Origin of the sequence: Acidaminococcus sp. (assembly GCA_022482815.1) — a bacterium.
In the GTDB taxonomy this organism is placed as follows: Bacteria; Bacillota; Negativicutes; order Acidaminococcales; family Acidaminococcaceae; genus Acidaminococcus.
Genome location: JAKVOM010000001.1, coordinates 2925897 through 2948644, shown reverse-complemented (window position 1 = coordinate 2948644; position 22748 = coordinate 2925897). Strand labels below are relative to the sequence as shown.

Below are 22748 nucleotides of genomic sequence, written 5' to 3'. Positions count from 1 at the left end.
TATGCATCTGAATGCCATAGATACATACAGCATGTACCTGTTCCATAACGGAACGAATTACAACAGTTACCGTTTGTTCGGGGCTCATAAGACTGTGTGGCAGCACAAGTCCTGCGTTCGTTTCGCCGTGTGGGCACCGCATGCTCAGGCAGTCAGTGTCGTCGGCGATTTTAACGACTGGGATGCTTCCAAAAATCCCATGGAGCGCGCCGATGATAACGGTATCTGGAAAACGTTCATTCCGGGTCTTAAGGAAGGTACAATCTATAAATACGCCATCAAGACGGCAGGAGGAGAAACCATCCTGAAAGCCGATCCGTACGCGTTCCAGGCCGAAGTTCGGCCGAACACAGCTTCTGTTGTGGCATCCATGAGTTACAAATGGAAGGACAGCAAGTGGCGTAAGGCGAAGGCCGCAAAGAGCTCCTATTCGGGGCCTATGAACATCTATGAAGTTCATGCCGGTTCCTGGCGCCGCCATAAGGATGGCACGCTTCTTACGTACCGGGAGCTTGCGGATGAACTCGTACCGTATTTGGTGGATATGCATTATACCCATGTGGAATTCATGCCGCTGTGCGAATATCCCTACGATGGCTCCTGGGGTTATCAGGCAACGGGCTATTTTGCCGCTACGAGCCGGTACGGGGCACCGGAAGATTTGATGTATCTTGTCGACAAATGCCACCAGAACGGCATCGGCGTACTGCTTGACTGGGTACCCGGTCACTTCTGCCGCGATGCCCACGGCCTCCGTTATTTTGACGGGGAGCCGCTTTATGAATCGGGTAATCCGATGCTGGCGGAAAACAAAGACTGGGATACGATGAACTTTGACTACGGACGCTCCGAAGTGCGGAGTTTCCTGATTTCGAGTGCACTCTTCTGGCTCAGGGAATTCCATATGGACGGTCTGCGCATCGATGCCGTGGCCAATATGCTGTACCTCGACTACGGGCGTAAGGACGGCGAGTGGCAGCCGAATAAGAACGGCGGCCGCGAAAATCTTGAGGCCGTTGCTTTCCTGCAGCAGCTCAATACGGCTGTGTTTGCAGAAGAACCGCAGGCCCTCATGGTAGCCGAAGAATCTACAACCTGGCCGCTCGTTTCCCATCCGGTCAGCGATGGCGGACTGGGCTTCAACTACAAATGGAACATGGGCTGGATGAACGATATGCTGCGTTACATGTCCATGGATCCGGTTTATCGTAAATACAACCAAAACCTGATTACGTTCTCGCTGTATTACGCGTTCTCGGAGAATTTTATCCTTCCGCTTTCTCACGACGAAGTCGTGCACGGCAAAAAGTCGCTGCTCGATAAGATGCCGGGAGATTACTGGAAAAAGTTCGCCGGTCTGCGTGCCTTCTATGCGTATTGGATGAGCCATCCCGGCAAGAAGCTGCTCTTTATGGGCGGTGAATTCGGGCAGTTCATTGAATGGCGCTTTGCCGAGGGCCTTGACTGGCTGCTCCTCGATTATCCGATGCATGCGCAGATGCAGCAGTATGTGAAGGCGCTGAACCAATACTATCTGGACCATCCGGAATTCTATGAAGTCGATTATGACTGGAAGGGCTTCGAATGGATCAGCTGCGATGACACGGATAACAGCGTTATCGCCTTTATCCGCCGCGGCAAAAATCCGGACGAGCGGACGATTGTTGTCTGCAACTTCACGCCGGTCGTGCGCTACGACTACCGCATCGGTGTCGATAAGCCCGGTACGTACCGCGAAGTCTGGAACAGTGATGCCAAGGAATTCGGCGGAAGCGGAGTTCGCTCGGGCACTGAGAAAGACGGAGAAGTCCTGATAGAGAGTGAGCACGTGGCTATGCACGGGCGTGAGCAGTCACTGGTGCTGACGCTGCCGCCGCTTGCCGTGATTTACCTCAAACAATTACAGCCTGAAAACGCCGAAAAAGCTCCGGTCGCATCTAAGGCTGAGCATATAGAATCTGCAGCTGTCGTCCGTAAGACGAAAGCTGCACGGAAAACCGGAACGCGCCGCAAGACCGGAGCGCGAAAGAAGGCAGCACCGAAACAAGCTGCCGCGAAGGAGAAGTGAGTCAGTCATTTCCTTCGCAAGGCGAATGAATCAACGTTTTTAAAGACACTGTAAAACTACCAATGATCAACAATGGCCTCAATGGCATTGTGCAGATGAAGGAAAGTGAGGTTGAGTTTTATGAAAGTGTTGTTTGCAGCTTCTGAAGCCGCGCCCTTCATCAAAACGGGAGGGCTGGCCGATGTAATGGGTGCACTGCCGGCGCAGCTGCGCAGACAGGGCGTGGAGACCGCACTGGTAATCCCTAAGTATGAGGCGATTGCTGAAAAGTACGATGACCAGATGGAAACGGTCTATACCGGTGAAGTGGATCTGGCTTGGCGTAAGCAGTACCTGGGCGTTCAGAAAATCGTCGTAAACGACGTGCCGGTCTACTTTATTGACAATGAGTATTATTTCAAACGCTCGGGACTCTATGGGTATTATGATGATGCAGAACGCTTTGCTTACTTCAGCAAGGCAATCGTGGAAATGCTGCCTCATATCGGTTTCAAGCCGGATATTATTCACAGTAATGACTGGCATACCGGTCTTGTCGGCGTTTACCTCAAGGAAGTCTATCAGAAGGATCCGTTCTATGCGGATATGAAGAGTGTATTTACCATTCATAATATTAAATATCAGGGCATCTTCGGCCGCGAGGTCGTGGCAGATGTACTGGGACTTCCGATGGAATTGTTCGATGACGGCCGTATCGAAAACAGCGGCTGCGTGAACTTCCTGAAAGCAGGCATGAATTACGCGGATCACATCACGACCGTAAGTCCGACGTATGCCGGAGAAATCCGGTATCCTTATTTTGGCGAGGGCCTTGATGGGTTTGTCCGGATGTGTGCCGGCAAACTCAGCGGCATCGTGAACGGAATGGATGAAAACACCTATAATCCGGCTACCGACCCGTATATTCCTTACAAGTATGATGTTTCTAACGTCTTTACGCAGAAACCGCTTGATAAGGAGGCCCTGCAGAAGGAACTGGGTCTGCCCCAGGACCGCCGTAAACCGATGTTTGCCATGATTTCCCGCCTGGTGGAAGCCAAGGGACTGGATCTTGTGACCTTCATCATGGACGAACTCATGCAGGAAGATGTACAGTTTGTCGTCGTCGGCACGGGCGACCAGAAGTATGAACAGGCCCTGCAGGCTCTGGACAACCGTTATCCGGACAAGGTCTCGGTCAATATCCGCTTCAGCGAAGAACTGGCCCACAAGGTCTATGCCGCCGCGGATATGTTCCTCATGCCGTCTCGCTATGAAGCCTGCGGCCTCAGCCAGATGATTGCCATGAAATATGGTACGGTGCCGGTGGTTCGCGATATTGGCGGACTGAAAGATACGGTACAGAACTATGATAAGTTCAGTGGCGAGGGTAACGGCCTGAAGTTTACGAACTTCAATGCCCATGAACTGCTCTTCACGGCCAAGAAGGGCCTCGGATTCTATGAAGAAGACCAGCTTTGGGAAAAACTCGTGAAGAACGCTATGATGACTGACAACAGCTGGACGAAATCGGCTCAGGCTTATGAAGCGCTGTATGAAACTCTTCTGAAAAAGACTTCGGCCGAAAAGAAGGCTGAACCGGCTGCGGAAACTGCTGCTAAAGCAGAAACGGCTCCGGCAGCAGAAAAAGCAGAACCCGCTGCACCGAAAGCCGCAGAGAAGACGGCTGCACCGGCTGCTGCTCCGAAAGACACCGCTGAGAAAGCCGAACCTCAGATGGCACCGGCCAAGAAAGCGGCTGCTAAGAAGACCGTCCATAAGCGGGCTCCCCGCAAAAAGTCGGCTTCTGCCGCTAAAACGAAATCGACCCGCAAGACCGCAACTCGTGCCAAGGCTCCAAAAGCCGCTGAAAGCACAAAGAAATAAGGAACATCTATCGTGAAGACACTGTTATATCATGATTCACGCAATACAGCTTACCGTTTCCCTTTCGGGGCAGTACCTGCGGGCACTGCCGTCACCCTGCGCCTTGATGTGCAGGGTGACGGAACGGAAGCTGTTTTTTTGCGTTTATGGATTGACGACAAAGAAGTACGGTATCCCATGACCTGCCCTGATGAGCCGCCTGTTGATCCGGCGCGTCCCCTTGACGAGCAGAAAACGGAATGCCGTGATTCCGATACAGAAGAAAAAGAAACTGATTCCGTCCGGAATCGCCGCTATGAAGTGACGTTCCGCGTCCCGGACAAAGGCTGCCTTGTCTGGTATTACTTCGTCGTACAGACGGACAATACCGTCACTTATTACGGCAATAACAAGGCACAGCTCGGAGGCGTCGGAGATCTTTCACGGGAAGCTCCGCCGTCGTTTCAGATTACTGTCTATGACGCGGATGCTGTGACGCCGGACTGGCTGAAGCATGCCATTATCTACCAGATTTTCCCGGACCGCTTTAACCGAGGCGATGTTCCGGCGGAACGTTTTCTCGGCAAGTCGGGCGCCGTCGTGCACAGCGCCTGGGATGGTGAGCCGGCTTACGGCAGGGACAGCAGGGGTAATGTCCTGTATTATGATTTTTATGGCGGAACGCTGGAAGGCATCATTGAGAAACTGGACTATATCGCGGATCTGGGTGTGACCTGCCTGTACCTCAACCCGATTTTTAAGGCGCGCAGCAACCATCGGTATGATACCGGTGATTACAAAGTTATCGATCCGTTCCTCGGGGATGAAGCTACTTTCAAAAAGCTGTGTGCGGAAGCACGTAAGCGGGGTATACGGATTATTCTGGACGGCGTCTTTAGTCATACCGGGGCGGACAGCCGCTATTTTAACCGGTATGGCAACTATCATAGTGTCGGGGCTGCCCAGAGTGAGAAATCGCCTTATTACAAATGGTATCAGTTCCGCACCTATCCGAACGATTATCAGTGCTGGTGGGGTGACAAGACGCTCCCCGAAGTCAAGGAAATAGAACCGTCCTATCTGGACTTTATTGTCCGCGATGAGGACAGTGTCATGAAGCACTGGATGAAAGCCGGCATCAGCGGCTGGCGTCTCGATGTGGCCGACGAATTGCCGGACGGTTTCCTGGAACCTTTTTATCAGGAACTCAAAAAAACAGATCCGGATGCGGCCCTCATCGGTGAGGTCTGGGAAGATGCCTCCCGCAAGGTCAGCTACGGTGTGCAGCGTCAGTACCTGTCCGGCGGTAAACTTGACAGCGTCATGAACTATGTGCTGCGTGCCCTGATGGTAGACTTTGCTTTGGGTAATGATAGTGCGGAAGATACGGACAAGCGGTACTGGCAGCAAATGGAAAATTATCCCCGCGAGCACATGTACGCGATGATGAACCTCCTGGGAAGTCACGACGTGGAGCGCATCCTGACTGTGCTTGCCGGCAAATATCCGGAAGAAGTGGCAGAACGTATGGATGGGCTCCTGCGGGCCTGGCAGCTTTCGCTTCCCGGGGCTCCGACTTTGTATTATGGGGACGAAGCAGGTCTTACGGGCGGCAAGGATCCGCAGAATCGCAAGCCGTTTCCCTGGGGACATGAAAATAAGCGCCTTACCACGTGCTGCCGCACGCTGAACCAGCTGCGGAACACGTATCCCGCCCTGCAGACAGGCCGTTTCAGTACAGTCTATGCGCACGGCGATGTCTACGTTTTTGCCCGCTTCATCGAGGGCTGCAGAGACGTATTCGGAGATACTGCGGAAGATGGCGTCTTCTTTACTGCTCTTAACAGGAGTGCTAAGTCGCAGACGGTGACTATCGATACGCAGGGGCTCGCGTACGGGGAACTGGAAACCCTGTGGTCCGTGGATCGTATCTTCGGTCCTTATGATGAAACCGAAGGGACTGAAACGCAGACCGATGAAATGGTACCCGTTCTGAACGGACGCTTTACGCTGACGCTTCCGCCCTACGGAGCTATCATTTACCACTGCGTGGAAAGAAATAACCGGCTGCCGGAACCGGGTACACCTTTTGAAACGGGCGTGCTGCTGCATCCGACTTCGCTTCCCGGCAGCAAGAACAAGGAAGCAGCAGCAAGAGCTTTTCTTGATTTTCTGGAAGCGGCCGGGCAGAATGTCTGGCAGATTCTGCCGCTTAATCCCCCGGGACTTGGGGATTCTCCTTACTTGTCGCTTTCTGCCTTTGCCGGTAATGAAGAGCTCTTTGCAGAAGAAGGAGAACTGGCAGAAGAGGAAACCCGCGATTTCGAGACGTTTTGCAGTACCCATAGTTACTGGCTGGATGATTATGCCCTCTTCCGGGCCCTCAGGGATTATTTCTACGGGAGACCCTGGCAGGAGTGGCCGGCACCCATCAGAAACCGTCAGAAACTGGCTATGGAGCAGTACAGCCGTTTGCTGGAAAAGGAAATCCGCAAATATAAGATCGGCCAGTACCGGTTTTATAAAGCCTGGCAGGGCATCAAGGAGTATGCTCATCAGAAGGGAATCAAGCTGTTTGGGGATATGCCGATTTTTGTGGCCCCGGACAGTGCGGATACCTGGGCTCACCGGGAATTTTTTGAACTTGATAAGGCAGGATATCCCACGGCTGTCGCCGGTGTGCCGCCTGATTACTTCAGTGCGGATGGCCAGGTATGGGGCAACCCGCTGTACAAGTGGGACGCCCTGCAGGAAGATGACTGGCGCTGGTGGCGGGAACGTTTCCGTACGCTCGCCGAACAGGCTGATATCGTCCGTATCGATCACTTCCGCGGCTTTGCCGCCGTTTGGACTGTCGATGCCAAAACACGGGATGCCAGAAAAGGCCACTGGACACCGGGGCCGGGTGCAGCTCTTTTTAAAGCTATCCGGGAAACGGTGCCGGAACTGCGGCTCGTGGCCGAAGACCTCGGCATCATCACCGATGATGTGTATCAGCTGAAAGATGCTTTCGGTTTTCCCGGCATGCGCATCCTCGAATTTCACTGCCGCACGCGGTCTGACGGCGAAACGAGCTTTGATACGGAGCCAAACTGCATCGCCTATACGGGTACGCATGATAATAACACGCTGAAAGGATGGTTCGAAGAAGAACTTGACGACGCCGGAAGAGAGAGAATGAAGCGCATGGTAAGCTCCATCAGGGAATTCGGCAGCGATGAGGAAGACACGCTGCGGCGCCGGTTCCTGGGGTATCTCTATTCCCGCCGGGCGCGTACCGTGATTGTGCCCATGCAGGATATCCTCGGACTGCCGTCATCCTGCCGCATGAATCTTCCCGGAACGGCGTCTGGCAACTGGCACTGGCAGATGAAGGAGGGTGTTTTGACACCCCAGCTTGCCGCTGTTTTGAAAGAACTCGTCGAGACCTATAGAAATTGTGCCTGAAAAAGGACAGAGGAGGATTTGATTTTTATGCCTTGTACAACGTTATTGGTGGGAAGAAAAGCAACATATGACGGTTCTACGATGATGGCACGCAACGAGGACTCTCCGTCCGGACAGTTTACTCCCAAAAAATTCATCGTTGTGAATCCCAAGGATCAGCCCCGCCATTATCAGTCCGTACTTTCCAAATTCTCCATCGATTTGAAAGAGGAACCGATGCGCTACACGGCGATGCCGAATGCTTTGCCAGATGAAGGTTTCTGGGGTGAAGCCGGCATCAACGAAGCGAATGTGGCTATGTCCGAAACGGAAACGATTACTTCTAATTACCGCGTGCTCGGTGCCGATCCGCTCGTCAAAGAGGGTATCGGTGAAGAGGATATGCTGCTTCTCGTCCTGCCGTATATTCACAGTGCCCGCGAAGGCGTAAAGCGGCTGGGGGATCTTCTTGCACGGTACGGGACCTATGAAATGAATGGTATCGGATTTCAGGATGCACAGGAAGTCTGGTGGCTTGAAACCATCGGCGGGCATCACTGGATTGCCAGAAAAGTGCCCGATGACCGCTATGTCGTCATGCCGAATCAGCAGGGAATCGACAGCTTTGATATGGAGGACGCTCTGGGTAAGCAAAAGGAGCACATGTGCTCTCCGGACCTTGCAGAATTTATCCGTGATCACCATCTGGATCTTATGCCATCGGCAGCGGGGCGTGCATCTTCCCTAAAGAAAGACAGAGCCTTTAATGCACGGCTTGCCTTTGGCAGCCACGATGACGCCGACCATACGTACAACACGCCGCGTGCCTGGTTCATGCTGCGCTACCTGAATCCCCGGACTTATCTCTGGGACGGACCGGACGCCGATTTTACTCCGGAGGATGATGACCTTCCCTGGTCGCTCATCCCCGAAAGAAAGATAACGCCTGAGGACGTCAAATATGCCCTTAGCGGCCATTATCAAGGCACACCCTACGATTGTTACGGACGGTATGGAGACAGCAGCCTCAGAGGAAAATATCGCGCTATCGGTATCAACCGGAATAATTTCCTTGCGCTGACGCAGCTGCGTCCGGATGTGGATAAAGAGCGGATGGCTATCGAATGGATTGCCGAAAGTTCCAACGTCTTTAACGCTTTTGTCCCATTCTATGCCAATGTGACAAAGACGCCGGCCTACTTTGCCGAAACGGGCAAGGAACCGGATACGCACCAATTCTATTGGGCTAATCGTCTCATTGCCGCCCTTGCCGACGCCCACTACGGGCGCTGTGCCTCCATTATCGAACGCTACCAGAATAGTGTCGGAGCGCAGGCGCATGCACTTCTTGAGCAATTTGATAAGGCCTCTTATCAAGGTTCTGTCCAGACCTTCCTTGAAAAGTGCAATGACACCATTGCCGCCATGGCGCAGAAGGAGACGGATGATTGTCTGGGGAAGGTGTTGTATGAGGCTAGTTGTGGGATGAAGAATGCTTATGCCAGGTCTGATTCTTGATTAAAGGCACCTGGGCAAATCGGGTCGTCGACATGTCTCCGACGCCGCTTTGCCCAGAGCTTTTTCTAAGGAAGTTTCCGACATCCTCTGCAGAATCCGACCTCATCTACTTTGTCAGGTAGGCGTGTGACCCGTCGAGGTACTATTTGTGTACATCTTCCGGGCCCCACGCCTACCTTTCGCGTATCTGAGGCCGTCTTGCAGCAGAGTCTATCAGAAACAATTAAAAAAGAGGTTCTTCACGGTTTTTTCGGGAGTATACCCCTTACGGTCGGAATTGAGAGGTAGCGAATTAACGTGAAAAAGTACTCATCATCTCTGTATCCGTACGCTCTTCTTTTGGCCACTTTAATCTTGTTGTTGAAGCCTTCAAGCTTCCCTGTGTTTATCGGGTACAGGGCATGGTTCACCAGACCGTCTATCCTTGGCAGCTTAATCTTAGCAAACCTAACCAGGGCCGGAATCCCGCTGCCTAGTGCAGCTTTAAACCAGCGCTTCCATCCTGCAAGAGCCTTGTCATAGTCCCTTAATTCATAGAGGGCTACCATCTCTTCCTTCATGGAATAACATATTGCCAGATCCTCGTGCTCTGCAAAGATGGCCTGCAACGCTTCTTTGCTCTTAGGATTCAGCCTATCTTCATTGGTGAGTAACGGCCAGCGGACTTTCTTCAATGTGCGGTAGTTCTTCTTTTCCTCGGATATCCGCTCTTTCAAAGCCGGCTTGTCTTCAGCACTTGCGTCTTTTAATGCTTCTTGCATGTCGTTGGCTTTATCCCTATGCATTCTGGCCTCATCAAGTCTTACTACACCTAATACTTCCTTCCCGAATTGAGCCTGCATGTGGTAACGATCATACACGACCTTAGCTTGCGGCAGATGTTCTTGTACCAGCTTGTTGTAGGAAGCGTTCATATCCATGGCGACTGCCTTGACCTCTGTCAGCTTTGTCTGATCATATTCCTTGAAGAAATGCTCGAAGTCAGCTATCGCCCGACCTCTGCCAACCCAGAGAATATAACCTGTCGCTAAATCCATGACGCAAGTGGCATAGGTGTGTCCCTTATGGATAGCAAACTCATCGATGGCCAGGAAACGGGGCTTGTAAGAGGTCAGCTCCAATTCCATTTCATATTTATCGAGAGATTCGTCCATGAGCTGTTTGTGGACATAGCGAACCGTGCTCCAGTGAATTCCTGACATCTTGGCAATTGCATTGGCAGGGATTCCATTACGAAGCAGCGTCTCAATCCAGAGAGAAGCTCTCATGGTAATGCGAGTTCCTGGATATTTAAAGGGAATAGGCTCAGTGATGGTTGCATGGCAGCAGGAGCAACGGAAGCGATGCCCTTCAAAGCGGATCATCCTGGTATGCTCAGGATACGCAGGAAAACTTTTCAAGTAGGTGGAAAATGGCTCGTAAGAATACATTTTCTGACCACATTTAGGACAACGGAAGTCGGTATATTTCTTTTCACTGCAAATAACAATCTCCTGGCTGTCATCAAAAGGGTCTTCCGGCATGAAGACATTGTAAAAGACATCTTGACATTCTGCATTATTTTGAATAGTGTAATTAGTAAAGGACATTTTCTCCTCCCAAGGTATGGTTTCGACGATTATATTTTGGAGGAGTTAATGTCCTTTTTCAATAGTCAAATGTCTTTTAGTCCACAAATTTCCGTGAAGAACCAAAAAAGAGGTGTGGGATGAGGGTATAGTCTTCTTAGTAGAAGGTTGTCCTACCTAAGAAGTTATGAGTTTTGAGTTATGAGTTGTGAGAAAAGAAAATATCGCAAAGAGTGGGTCTTGATGCCAAAATCAAAGAGAGCTGTGAAGAAGTTTTCATTACGAACTTTCTTCACAGCTCTTGTTTTTATTTTGGTCTTAAGGCTTTTATTTTCCCACAAAAGGAAAATAGTTGTACCAGCCCTCTTGTTTTCCTTCGGAAAATAAGAGGGGGAACCGCTTGCGGTGGGTGTTCAGTAGGATAACAGGAATTGGTTCAATAGAAACGCTGTTAAATCCAAACTAAAACTCCAATTAGGTGGGACCTCCTTTCAAGCCGCTTTGCGGCTTCGAAAGGAGAGGGGAACCGCAGTCAGCACTGACGGTAGGAAGGGCTGACAAGTGCGGTGGAGGATAGCGTCTTTTTTCAAAAAACGGGGCTGCGAAACAATGGGCAATCATTGTTTCACAGCCCCGTTTTAACGGAGGTTACTTTTTGAGTTTATTGAATGAGTTTACTTCTTATCAGGCTCTTTCATGGAGTCGATAACTGCATCGATCATGTCGCTCATGGTTCTGTTCTGACCGGCCGTCATGCGGGAGTTGATGGTAACGCCATCCTGCAGGATGGTAATGCCTTTCATCTTGTCTTCCAGGTAATCATGCATCAGCGTGCCAACCGTGCAGGCCCAGGAACCGTTTTCGATGATACCGACGATTCTGTTCTGCAAGTTGAGGATACGCATGTGATCCAGGAAAGTCATCATCTTCGGATAGATGTTCAGGTTATAGGTTACCGAAGCGAGGACGATGTGGCTGTACTTGAAGGCATCGGAAATCAGATAGGAGGTATCTGTCTTGGACACATCGTACATGGCGATGTTCGTCATGCCTTTTTCAGCCAGACCGGCCGCAAAGACAGAGGCTGCGCTTTCAGTGTTGCCGTACATGGAAGCATAGAGCAGGAGCACGCCTTTTTCTTCCGGTTCATAGGAAGCCCAGTGGATATATTTATCCAGGAACCAGGCGATGTTTTTTCTCCAGACCGGACCATGGAGAGGGCAAATCATCTTGATATCAAGCTTGGAAGCTTTGTTCAAGAGATCCATGACGTGAGGGCCGTACTTACCAACAATGTTGGTGTAGTACCGTCTGGCATCGTCAAGCCAGTCGCGTTCAAAGTTGACTTCATCAGCAAAAATCCGGCCGCCCAGGGCACCAAAAGTACCGAAAGCATCAGCGGAGAAGAGGGTTCCCGTTGTTGTATCAAAAGATACCATAGCTTCCGGCCAGTGCACCATCGGAGCTGCTACAAAGGCAATCTTATGGGTGCCGAAGTCCATCGTATCGCCTTCTTTGACGACGATGGCACGGTCCGTCACTTCATAACCGAATTGGGCCATCAGGGTGAAAGCTTTTTCATTGCTGATGACTTTTGTTTCGGGGTGACGAATCAGCACTTCTTCAAGGCTGGCTGCATGGTCAGGCTCCACGTGGTTGATAATCAGGTAATCCAGGGGACGGCCATTCAGGACAGCAGTCACGTTTTCCAGATATTGGCGGCAGACGGACCAGTCAGCCGTATCAAAAAGAACAGTCTTTTTGTCCAGCAGCAGATAGGAGTTGTAGGAAACACCGCGGGGAATGGGGTGAATATTTTCAAACAGTTCCAGACGGCGGTCATCAGCACCTACCCAATATAAATCTTTAGTCAGTTTTCTTACGCATTCCATATAGATTCTCCTTCTCGGGCAGAAGGGGAGAAGAGGTTTCTCCCCTTATCATCACAAAGTTACCGCAGTCAGTTTATCAGGATTCTTTGACGAAACCTGTCTTTGGTTCGCCGCATTCAGGGCAAGTCCAGTCTTCCGGCAGGTTTTCGAATTTCGTTCCCGGTTTTACGTCGGCAACAGGATCGCCCTTGTCAGGATCATACTCATAGCCGCAGCCGTTGCATACGTACAGGCCGGGCGGCAGTTCTTTCTTGATGAGAGGTCTCTTCATCTTGACCATAGGAGGAGCCGGTTTCTTCGGTGCGCCGTTATCCAGTGCCTTGGTGAGAAGCGGCAGGATGACTTTGACGTCACCGACAATACCGTAGTCGCAGTTCTTGAAGATCGGAGCGCCGGCGTTGGTGTTGATGGCTACAATCGTGGTAGCATCCTTGATGCCCTTGAGGTGCTGCACAGCTCCGGAAATGCCGCAGGCGATGTACAGGTTGCCGCGGAATTTCTGACCGGACATACCGACATAGCGGTCAATCGGTACGTACTGCAGCGTTTCAGCCACAGGACGGGAGGAACCGACAGCGGCACCGGCCTGCTTAGCCAGGTCTTCAATCAGTTTCATGTTGGCCTTTTCGCCGATACCCTTACCGGCACTGACTACGCGCTCTGCGTCGACAATCGGCGTATCGATAGGAATGCCGACCGTGAAGTCATAACCGTCACCCTTCAGGGCTTCTACCAGGGAAGCCACTTGTTCTTCCGGAGTACCGTCTTTGAAAATCATCTTCTTACGCGTACCGGTAATGGCCTTTTCCTTGGCAAAGCCGCCGGCATGTTTCGGAGAAGAAAGCTTGTCCGTAATGTGAGAAGCGATGACGACACGCTGAATTTCGTTGGTGCCTTCGTAAATCGTCGTAATCTTGGCATCGCGGTACATACGTTCCACGTCCATACCTTTGAGGTAGCCGTTGCCGCCGAAAATCTGTACGGCGTCGTTAGTAATGGAAACAGCTGCGTCGGAAGCGTACATCTTAGCCATGGCGGACTGCATGCCGTAATCCATGTGCTCCGTCTTCATTTCAGCTGCGCTGTACACGAGGAAGCGGGCTGCACGGATTCTTGTTGCCATATCAGCCAGTTTGAAGGAAACGCCTTGCTGAGCGCAAATCGGCTGACCAAACTGGATACGTTCCTTGGAATAATTGAGGGCTGCTTCATAGGCACCCTGGGCGATACCGAGGGCCTGTGCAGCGATACCGATACGGCCGCCGTCGAGGGTAGCCATAGCAATCTTGAAGCCCTGGCCAAGACGTCCCAGCAGGTTTTCCTGCGGTACTTTAACATTGTTGAAAATCAGTTCTGCCGTGGCGGAAGAACGAATACCCATCTTGTCGTAGTGGTCGCCGAAAGTGAATCCCGGCATGCCTTTTTCGACAATGAAGGCGCTGATGCCTCGGGTACCTGCTTCCGGATCCGTGACTGCAAAGACAACATAGGTATCAGCTTCGCCGCCGTTGGTGATGAAAATCTTATTGCCGTTCAGGATCCAGTTCTTACCATCAAATACGGCCGTTGTTTCCGTACCGCCGGCATCACTGCCCGCGTTCGGTTCAGTCAGGCCGAAAGCACCGAGTTTTTTGCCCGAAGCCAGGGGTACAAGGTACTTTTTCTTCTGAGCTTCCGTACCAAATGCAAAAATCGGATAGGATCCGAGGGAAACGTGAGCCGACAGAATAACGCCGGTACCGGCATCCACACGGGCCAGCTCTTCAACAGCGATGGCATAACTTACATAGTCCAGGCCTGCGCCGCCGTATTCTTTCGGATAAGGAATCCCAAGCCAGCCGTTTTCACCCATCTCTTTTACGATTTCACGCGGGAATTCATTCCCTTTGTCCAGCGCAAATGCGATGGGCTTTACCTTGGTTTCCGCAAAACCGCGGATGGTAGCGCGAAATTCTTCATGGTCTTTCGTAGTGGAAAATAACATGTGTCCGACCTCCTCTGACTGAGAATTAAAAAGATAAATAATATTTGTTGATAATTATCTTTAGCTGAATCAATTGTAAATCAATAAATTACAGATGTCAAGAACTTTCCATAATTATCTGAAAGCAATTTGTGTCTTTTTTGAAAAAGAAAAAGAGGATGGCAGGGAGGTGAAGTGTAATCCCTCTGTTCCCACAGAATGGCAGCGAAGAAATACTCATCATCTCAGCTATATTTTGTCCAATTATTCTATTGCCCCGGTAAAGCATTATAAGCAAAACAAATCGACTTAAAAATAAGACAATACACGTACTTATATTTTACCTTGAAATGGAAGAAAAGTCTCACAAATTTCTAAAATTTCACGAAAAAATTGACGACGGGCTGAAAAATTTACGGTAAAAGTATCAGATGGCACAAAAAAACGACATTGCCGCATCTCCGGATAATCCGGAAAGGGCAATGCCGTGTGAACAAGGCAAGATTATTTTTTCTCGGGTTCCTTTTTAACAGCGCAGGCCCCGCAGGAAGCACAGTTGCCGTTGCAGCCGTGCAGCACACTATTATCACCATGCGTAATCGCATATACGGAAACTACGATGAAAAGGAGGACAATGCCGCCTACAAGTAACGTACCCATCATAGTTATCATCTCCTTATGTTCTTATTTCCTACTATTATACTACAAATTGTCAAATCAGGGAAAATGGGCATTCGGAATCTTCTCCCAATCCTGGCTGAAGTATAGCATAAATCATACTGTATTGCAAGACATTACAGTTAAAAATCATATCCCTTATTCAAGAAAAATACCCGCTGCACAAAGGGAGCTGCACAGCGGGCAGAGGTAAGTTTGTGGGACTTTAATTTTTCTTCAAAGCAGATGACTTAAAAGCTTGTCGGCAGGCCTGACAGCCTGCACAATTGCCGCCGCAGGCACCGATACCATTTTTGCGGTCTTTCCTTATTTTACGAATGGCAGCGACGACAGCGGCAAGGACGATCAGTCCGACAATCAGTGTTCCCATTTCAGGCCTCCTTCTCGTTATTCCTTCATCGCAGAAGGATCGAGTTTAACAACGGTATTGTCATACTTGGGAGCCGGACGGAAGAGCAGGTACAGAAGGAAGGCCGTGATAATGCAGGCGGCACCCGTTCCGATGCTAAATACGCCGGTGGTCAGGAACTGAGCAAATTGATAGAAGCAGAGGGCAATGCAGTACGCAAAACCGCACTGGTAACCGATGGCACCGAGCCACCATTTTGTGCTGTTCATTTCACGTTTGATAGCACCCATAGCGGCCACGCACGGAGCGCAGAGCAGGTTGAAGATAAGGAAGGAGTAAGCGGAAATCACGCTGAATTCCTGGGCAAAAGTACCCCAGAATTCTTCGCCTTCTTCGGAGACTTCTGCCAGCCCGTAGAGGATACCAAAAGTACCCACCAGGTTCTCTTTGGCGATGAGACCGGTAAACGTAGCCACAGCAGCTTTCCAGTCGCCCCAGCCGAGCGGGGTGAAGATCCAGGCAATCTTTTGCCCGATAGCGGACAGGACACTGTCATTCAGGTCTTCGACCATGCCGAAACCTTCATCTCCAAACCCGAAGCTGGAGAGGAACCAGACCAGAATCGTGGAAAGCAGGATCACCGTACCGGCTTTCTTGATGAAACTGGAGGAACGTTCCCAGACGCTGCGGGCAACGTTGCTGACGGTCGGCATGTGGTAAGCAGGAAGTTCCATAATGAAAGGCGCGGGGTCACCGGCAAACATCTTTGTTTTCTTCAGGATGATACCGGAAACGATAATAGCAGCGACGCCGACAAAATAAGCGGAAGGCGCTACCCACCATTCACCGTGGAAATAGGCTCCGGCAATCAGCGCGATAATCGGCATCTTGGCGCTGCACGGAATCATGGTCGTCGTCATGATAGTCATGCGGCGGTCAGCCTGGTTTTCAATCGTACGGGAAGCCATAATGCCGGGGACGCCGCAGCCGGAACCAATCAGCATCGGAATGAAGGATTTGCCGGAAAGACCGAACTTACGGAACGCACGGTCCAGAATGAAGGCAATGCGGGCCATATAGCCGCAGGCTTCGAGGAAGGCCAGGAAAATGAAGAGGACAACCATCTGCGGTACGAAGCCGAGGACGGCACCGACACCGGAAATGATACCATCTACGACGAGGCCTTTCAGCCAATCGGCGACACCCCAGGATTCCATCAAAGCGCCGGCACCCGGGACGATGATTTCACCAAAGAGCGTATCATTGACCCAGTCCGTAGCATCCGTACCGATTGTCGTGACACTGACGTAATATACGAGGAACATGATTACAGCAAAAATAGGCAGTGCCAGGAAACGGTTCGTGACAATCCGGTCGATTTTATCGGAGGTGGTCAGTCTGTGCCGATCCTTTTTTACAAAGCATTGTGCAATCAGATTTGAAACGAAGGTGTAACGCTCATTCGTGATGATACTTTCGGCATCGTCATCCAATTCATTTTCAACGGATTTGATGTCTTCATCAATATGGGCAAGCAGGTTCTGCGGAAGTTTGAGGGCTTTTTGGACTTCGCTGTCCCGTTCGAACAATTTGACGGCATACCAGCGTTCCTGGTGGGTCGGAAGACGCCCCTGCATAGCTTCTTCGATGTGGGCGAGGGCATGCTCCACCGGACCGCTGAATTCATGCTTAGGTTCGGTGACGGGCTGATGTTTGGCCGTTCTGGCCGCAAAATCTGCCAGCTCTTTGATGCCCTTGCCGGTGCGGGCGGAAATTTCCATGACAGGGCAGCCCATTTTTTGGGAAAGGACGTCCGTATGGATAATATCGCCGTTTGCCTTGACGACGTCCATCATGTTGACAGCCATGATGACGGGAATGCCCAGTTCCATCAGCTGAGTCGTCAGGTAAAGGTTACGCTCCAGGTTGGTTCCGTCGACGATGTTCAAAATTGCATCGGGACGTTCCTTTACGAGGTACGTACGAGAAACGACTTCTTCCAATGTATAAGGGGAGAGGGAATAGATACCTGGCAGATCCTGGAGCAAAACATCAGGATGACCAATCAAGGTACCTTCTTTTTTTTCTACGGTAACGCCGGGCCAGTTACCTACGAACTGGTTGGAACCGGTCAGCGCATTGAATAGCGTCGTCTTACCGGTATTGGGGTTACCGGCAAGCGCAATCTTAAATTGCATGGCAAACCTTCCTTTCATTTTATTATATAAAACTAACCAATATACAAAAATTAAACTTCTTTAATTTCTACAATTTCTGCATCGCCTTTGCGCAGGGAAAGCTCGTAACCACGGACGGTCATTTCGACGGGATCTCCGAGCGGTGCAACCCTCAGGATGTGGACGCGGATGCCTTTAGTGAGGCCCATATCCATAATATGACGCTTCATGGCACCAGCGCCGTGAAGCTTTACGACTTCGTAATCATGTCCTGTCTGGGCATCTTTTAGTGTCAGCATAATAGAGCGCTCCTTTACTTCACAAAAATTTTAGAGGCCATCTCCGTACTGATGGCTACACGGGAATCCCGGATATTTACGATAAGGCCGGAGGCTGTATTTTGCACTACGGTAATGGCGGCACCCAGGGTCACACCGAGGTTTTCCAGATGGGAACGAACCCTGGCTGCCCCGCCGACCCGGATGACCGTGCATACATCTCCTGCTTTGGCAAATGATAATGGCATAGGTCAAAGACTTCCTTTCTATGTAATTAGCATTAATACTCAATAGCAATATAAAGTTAGCACAGACTAATCAAAATGTCAACAATTTTAGCCACAAAAAATCAGGTACCGCAATTTTTTTGCGGTACCTGATTTTTATGAGGGATTGACATTGGTATTCATCATATTATCTGGCAGTGTCTTCTTCTTCGCTCCCCCGGAATTCTTCCGGATGGAGCTTACGCTCAGAGAAGCGGCGGAGCCAGTCGAGGCCGTAGAGAACTACGCCGCCCAGAATAAAGCAGAGCGGACTGAAAGTATCGAGGGTCATAGCGGGCTGAGGGACCTTCAGTGTTGTCGGCCCGACGACGATGGCATAGAGTGAACCGATCATCAACCCGAGAATGAAATAAACCATGGCCGAGCGGTGGTTCTCAAGCGCGTTTTTCACAAGCTTGATAATACCGATGATACCGGCTATGACGCCGAGACCAAAGAGGGCAAGTACCGGCAGGTAGGAGAGATTGAAATGCATGAACTCACGAACCGCACTGATAATCGGCATGTAGAGACCAAAAATCAGCAGCATGGTCGATCCGGAAATACCGGGAAGTACCATGGCACAGATGGCAATCATCGCGCAGACAAAGATGTAAGCAGCAAGCGTTGGTGTCAGATGGGCTACTTCTACGCTCACGCCTTTGCCGCCGACCGGATTGAAGTACGAAATGATAAGAACCAGGATAATGCCGAGTATCATGTAGATCATGCGGCTATGACGTTTCAGCGCTTCTTTTTCGTCTTTGGCCACAAGGGGAAGCGAGAAGATGGAAAGCCCCAGGAAAAGGGAACTCAGTTCATAGATATGGACGGTGAAAAGGCTGCCCAGAACCATGACGGAAGAACCCATCCCGATGATCCAGCCGAGACCGAGCTTTGCCAGAAAAATAACAGCTTCGCGTTTTTGCTCGAAGTTACCGTGGGTCAGGAAAAAGAGGGAACCGATGAACTCATCGTAGAACCCGAGGACAAAGGCAATCGTGCCTCCCGAAACACCGGGAACGCTGTCGGCAAGGGCCATACAGAAGCCACGGATCATATTTAAGATTAGTTCCATACTTGTCATCCTTTCTTGGGACTAAAAAATTGATAACCTAATTCGCACACTTAAGAAGTAAATCGGCGGCCACAGCCTTTTTGCAGCCTTCGCTGCAGGGGCAAGGAATGCTTGCTGCCATTCCTTCTCAGCGGATGGTTCAAAATGTGGTATAATGATACAGCTTGATGCTCGGAGAAGTTCATTCCGGCACTAAACTTGATTATTATACCGTATTTTCAGCCTGTTGAGAATAGAGAAAGGAGCTTTTAATTTGGATAGAGGAGAAATCAAAAGAAAACTTTTGGAATATGCGGCAAAGGGCTATGAAGTACCTCGCATGGACATGATCAAGACTCCGGAACAAATTGCCGGAATCCGCGAGGCAGGGAAGCTCAATACGGAAGTGCTCGATGCCGTTGAAAAAGAAATCAAAGTCGGTATGACTACGGATGAAATCGATAAGATTGTATATGATTACACGGTGAGCCACAATGGTACGCCGGCCTGCCTGAACTATGAGGGATTCCCGAAAAGCGTCTGCACATCCATCAATGACGTTATTTGCCACGGCATCCCGAGCCCTGACGACGTATTAAAGAGCGGGGATATTGTTAATGTCGATGCTACCACTATTTATAAGGGCTATGTCGGCGACGCGTCCCGTATGTTTATGATCGGGAATGTGTCGGCCGAACGGAAAAACCTTGTCGGCATTACGAAGGAATGTCTGCGCCGCGGGACGCTTTCTGCCAAAGGATGGGTGAATACCATCGGTGATATCGGCGCTTCCATTCAAGCTTTTGCTCATAAGCACGGCTATTCTGTCGTGCGTGAATTCGGCGGTCACGGTGTAGGTCTTTCCATGCATGAGGATCCTTTCGTTTCCCATGTAGGGAAGAGGGGCACCGGCATGCTGCTTGTACCGGGCATGGTGATTACGATTGAACCGATGATTAACCAGGGTCATCCGGACCTGTATATTGATTCCGTGGATAACTGGACGGTACGTACCGTCGATGGAAAAGCGTCAGCACAGTGGGAATACACGCTCCTCATCACGGAAGGAGAACCGGAAATTTTGTCTCACTGATACTTAATTGGGAGGGTTGTTAATCATGTCTTTTATGGAACTTGCCAAAGCCCGCTATTCTGTACGGAAATTCAGCGGCAAACAAATTGAAAAGGAAAAGCTGGATCAGATTCTGGAAGCCGGCCGGATTGCACCGACCGCTCATAACTTTCAGCCGTACCGCGTCTATGTGCTGCAAAGTAAAGACGCCATCGAGAAGATTCGTGCCCTTACACCGTGTGCTTTTAATGCTCCGACCGTACTCATGGTTACGCGCTGCCGCGATGAACAGTGGGTCAACGATATGGAAAAGGGATTCCTTATGGGCGAGGTGGACTGCGCTATCGTTGCTACTCATATGATGCTGGAAGCCTGGGAACTGGGAATCGGTTCCTGCTGGGTGGCTCATTTCCCACCGACCAAGACGGCCGAAGTATTTGACATCCCGCGTAACGAAATGCCTGTACTTCTGATGCCTATGGGTTATCCGGAAGAAGGCGTTCACGCTTCCCATCTGCACGAACAAAGAAGACCGATGGAAGAACTGGTTAAGTATTTGTAATCCGCCTTTCCTATATAGTAGGGTAAGCACTTAACAAATCCTTAAACTGGACTTAAAATTAGTGACAAAAAATGTCAAAAGGACCGTGAAGCAATGAGGTATCATTGTTTCGCGGTCTTTTTAGTTTCGCCGTCCGCTGTCCGCAGCCCGTATTCCGCCAATGGACGAAAAATGACAAGGCATTTTTCGTCGAACTTATAAAAACAAAACCTGAAATTTAGGGTATCAGCTAAATTTCAGGTTTTATTTTTTTGTTTGCATCAAAAGCCTTATCACACTGCTGAAGATAAGACTAAAAGCCAAAAGCACCTTATTATTTTTTTGCAGCCTCTTTTTGAATTTCAAAAAATATATAATTCAGGGTCTCACTTTATAATCTGCAGGAGTGGATTCTTCTTATTTATGAATGTCCTGTTGTATTTACTTTTTCCTCATGTGGGAACTGGGAACGCCGGCAATGCCCGGCTGTGTCATCTCGAGCGGGGAAAGAATCTCATCGAGACGCTCCTTACTGAGAATGTTTTCTCTTTCCAAAATCGTCCGCACCGGCGTATGCGTTACGTAAGCTTCTCTTGCAATGGCAGAGCATTTTTCGTACCCAATGTGAGGAAGCAGCGCTGTAATGATGCCCACGCTGTTATCAACCCAGCTCTGGCACTGCTCACGGTTAGCCTTCAGCCCTTTCAGAAGTTTATCCGTAAAGGTGTTGACGGCGTTCGTGAGATAGCGGAAGGAATTGAACAGATTAAAAGCGACGACCGGTTCCATAACGTTAAGTTCGAGCTGACCGTTTTCCACAGCGAGAGTAATAGCAAGATCGTTGCCAATGACGTGATAGCACGTCTGGTCCAGCACCTCTGCAATGACCGGGTTTACCTTGCCCGGCATGATGGAAGAACCGGGCTGCCGCGCCGGCAGGGTGATTTCATTGAGCCCGCAGCGAGGGCCCGAAGCCATGAGACGGATATCGTTGGCAATCTTGATGAGGGAAAGGGCCGATACTTTGAGCGCACCGGAAATTTCGGCATAGGAATCGGTACTGTTTGTGGCATCAACGAGATTGCTGGAAGTTTCGAAACGATGGCCGACGAGCTTTGTCAGAATCTCCGGAAATTCAGCGATGTATTCCACTTCGGAGTTGAGTCCCGTCCCGACAGCCGTCCCGCCCATGTTAATGGCACGAATGGCATCGAGAGAACGGTCGATACGCGCTATACAGCGCCGGACGATGGAGGCATAAGCATCCATTTCCTCGCCCAGGGTAATGGGAACCGCGTCCTGCAGGTGGGTACGTCCCATCTTGATGACGTCTTTAAATTCTTTGCCTTTGGCAGCAAATTCATCGGCCATTTGCTCCAATGCTTTTGTCAAAATTTCGGCTTTGGTGAAGACGCACACTTTGATGCTTGTCGGGAAGGAATCGTTGGTAGACTGCGCCATATTGGCGTGGTTATTCGGAGAAATCAGGTCATAGCGGCCTTTGGGGAGGCCTTTCATTTCGAGCGCTCTGTTGCAGAGTACCTCGTTCATATTCATGTTAAGGGAAGTACCGGCGCCGCCCTGGATGGGATCAAGCGGAAACTGGTCGAGCATTTTCCCTTCCAGAATCTCATCGGCTGCGGCGACAAGATAATCGCCGATTTCATGAGGCAGGCGATGGGTGGCCATATTTGTCAAGGCGGCAGCCTTCTTTACAACAGCCATGGCCTTGATAAAATCAGGGTCTACCTTGAGCCCGGTAATTTGGAAATTCTCCATGGCCCGCATGGTCTGTACACCATAGTAGCATTCATCAGGAACTTGCATTTCCCCCAAAAAATCATGTTCTGTACGCACTTTGGTAACCTCCCTTTGCTCTCTGTAATTGCCTCAGCAATTTTGTGTATGGAATTAAAATATGGTACTAATTTACTACAAAATACGAACAATTTCAATATAAATAGAAAAATCTTACGTAAATAATACAATAAAAAGCGCAAAAATATAATAATTGTATAATAAAGTTCGGAAATTAGCAGCTGATTCTTTA

The 22748-nt window shown here is 50.1% G+C and carries 16 protein-coding genes and 1 pseudogene; 6 read left to right on the top strand and 11 right to left on the bottom strand.

What is annotated here, in order from left to right; genetic code table 11:
- The first annotated feature begins 1 nt into the window (after position 1).
- From glgB to LKE33_12695, 4 genes are all read left to right on the top strand, one after another.
- Positions 2–2068 (top strand): 1,4-alpha-glucan branching protein GlgB, encoded by a 2067-nt coding sequence (glgB, locus tag LKE33_12710; GenBank protein MCH3951774.1) that lies wholly within the window; start codon positions 2–4, stop codon positions 2066–2068.
- Between the two features lie 120 nt (positions 2069–2188).
- A complete protein-coding gene (gene glgA, locus LKE33_12705) occupies positions 2189–3934 on the top strand; it encodes a glycogen synthase GlgA (protein ID MCH3951773.1) in 1746 nt (581 codons plus the stop codon).
- Positions 3935–3946: 12 nt separating this feature from the next.
- The gene (gene malQ / locus LKE33_12700; protein ID MCH3951772.1) at positions 3947–7360 is read left to right on the top strand and encodes a 4-alpha-glucanotransferase; all 3414 of its coding nucleotides are present in this window, start codon (positions 3947–3949) and stop codon (positions 7358–7360) included.
- Positions 7361–7387: 27 nt separating this feature from the next.
- Positions 7388–8857 (top strand): C69 family dipeptidase, encoded by a 1470-nt coding sequence (locus LKE33_12695; GenBank protein ID MCH3951771.1) that lies wholly within the window; start codon positions 7388–7390, stop codon positions 8855–8857.
- Positions 8858–9096: 239 nt separating this feature from the next.
- Here the strand turns inward: LKE33_12695 and LKE33_12690 are convergent, their stop codons facing one another.
- From LKE33_12690 to LKE33_12645, 10 genes and pseudogenes are all read right to left on the bottom strand, one after another.
- The gene (locus LKE33_12690) at positions 9097–10446 is read right to left on the bottom strand and encodes an ISL3 family transposase (GenBank protein MCH3951770.1); all 1350 of its coding nucleotides are present in this window, start codon (positions 10444–10446) and stop codon (positions 9097–9099) included.
- A gap of 653 nt (positions 10447–11099) precedes the next feature.
- Positions 11100–12317 (bottom strand): FprA family A-type flavoprotein, encoded by a 1218-nt coding sequence (locus tag LKE33_12685; GenBank protein ID MCH3951769.1) that lies wholly within the window; start codon positions 12315–12317, stop codon positions 11100–11102.
- Between the two features lie 76 nt (positions 12318–12393).
- Complete coding sequence (locus tag LKE33_12680) at positions 12394–12933, bottom strand: rubredoxin (GenBank protein MCH3951768.1); 540 nt, start codon at positions 12931–12933, stop codon at positions 12394–12396.
- A 234-nt stretch (positions 12934–13167) separates the two neighbouring features.
- Positions 13168–14301, bottom strand: a pseudogene (locus LKE33_12675) (acyl-CoA dehydrogenase).
- 483 nt (positions 14302–14784) lie between these two features.
- Positions 14785–14943 carry a FeoB-associated Cys-rich membrane protein gene (locus LKE33_12670; GenBank protein ID MCH3951767.1) on the bottom strand — a complete coding sequence of 53 codons (159 nt, stop codon included), beginning with the start codon at positions 14941–14943 and terminating at the stop codon, positions 14785–14787.
- A 220-nt stretch (positions 14944–15163) separates the two neighbouring features.
- Positions 15164–15328: a FeoB-associated Cys-rich membrane protein gene (locus LKE33_12665; protein ID MCH3951766.1), complete on the bottom strand. Its 165-nt coding sequence runs from the start codon at positions 15326–15328 to the stop codon at positions 15164–15166.
- Positions 15329–15345: 17 nt separating this feature from the next.
- Complete coding sequence (gene feoB / locus LKE33_12660) at positions 15346–17505, bottom strand: ferrous iron transport protein B (protein MCH3951765.1); 2160 nt, start codon at positions 17503–17505, stop codon at positions 15346–15348.
- Between the two features lie 50 nt (positions 17506–17555).
- A complete protein-coding gene (locus tag LKE33_12655) occupies positions 17556–17783 on the bottom strand; it encodes a ferrous iron transport protein A (GenBank protein ID MCH3951764.1) in 228 nt (75 codons plus the stop codon).
- Positions 17784–17797: 14 nt separating this feature from the next.
- The gene (locus LKE33_12650; protein ID MCH3951763.1) at positions 17798–18010 is read right to left on the bottom strand and encodes a ferrous iron transport protein A; all 213 of its coding nucleotides are present in this window, start codon (positions 18008–18010) and stop codon (positions 17798–17800) included.
- Positions 18011–18176: 166 nt separating this feature from the next.
- A complete protein-coding gene (locus LKE33_12645) occupies positions 18177–19106 on the bottom strand; it encodes a DUF368 domain-containing protein (protein MCH3951762.1) in 930 nt (309 codons plus the stop codon).
- Between the two features lie 253 nt (positions 19107–19359).
- Between LKE33_12645 and map the strand changes: the two genes are divergently transcribed.
- Entirely contained in the window at positions 19360–20178 is an 819-nt protein-coding gene (gene map, locus LKE33_12640; GenBank protein ID MCH3951761.1) for a type I methionyl aminopeptidase, read from the top strand.
- A 25-nt stretch (positions 20179–20203) separates the two neighbouring features.
- Positions 20204–20719, top strand: coding sequence for a nitroreductase family protein (locus LKE33_12635; GenBank protein MCH3951760.1), 516 nt, complete (start codon positions 20204–20206; stop codon positions 20717–20719).
- Between the two features lie 420 nt (positions 20720–21139).
- Here LKE33_12635 and LKE33_12630 read toward each other — a convergent pair whose 3' ends face one another.
- A complete protein-coding gene (locus LKE33_12630; protein ID MCH3951759.1) occupies positions 21140–22555 on the bottom strand; it encodes an aspartate ammonia-lyase in 1416 nt (471 codons plus the stop codon).
- Positions 22556–22748 lie beyond the last annotated feature (193 nt).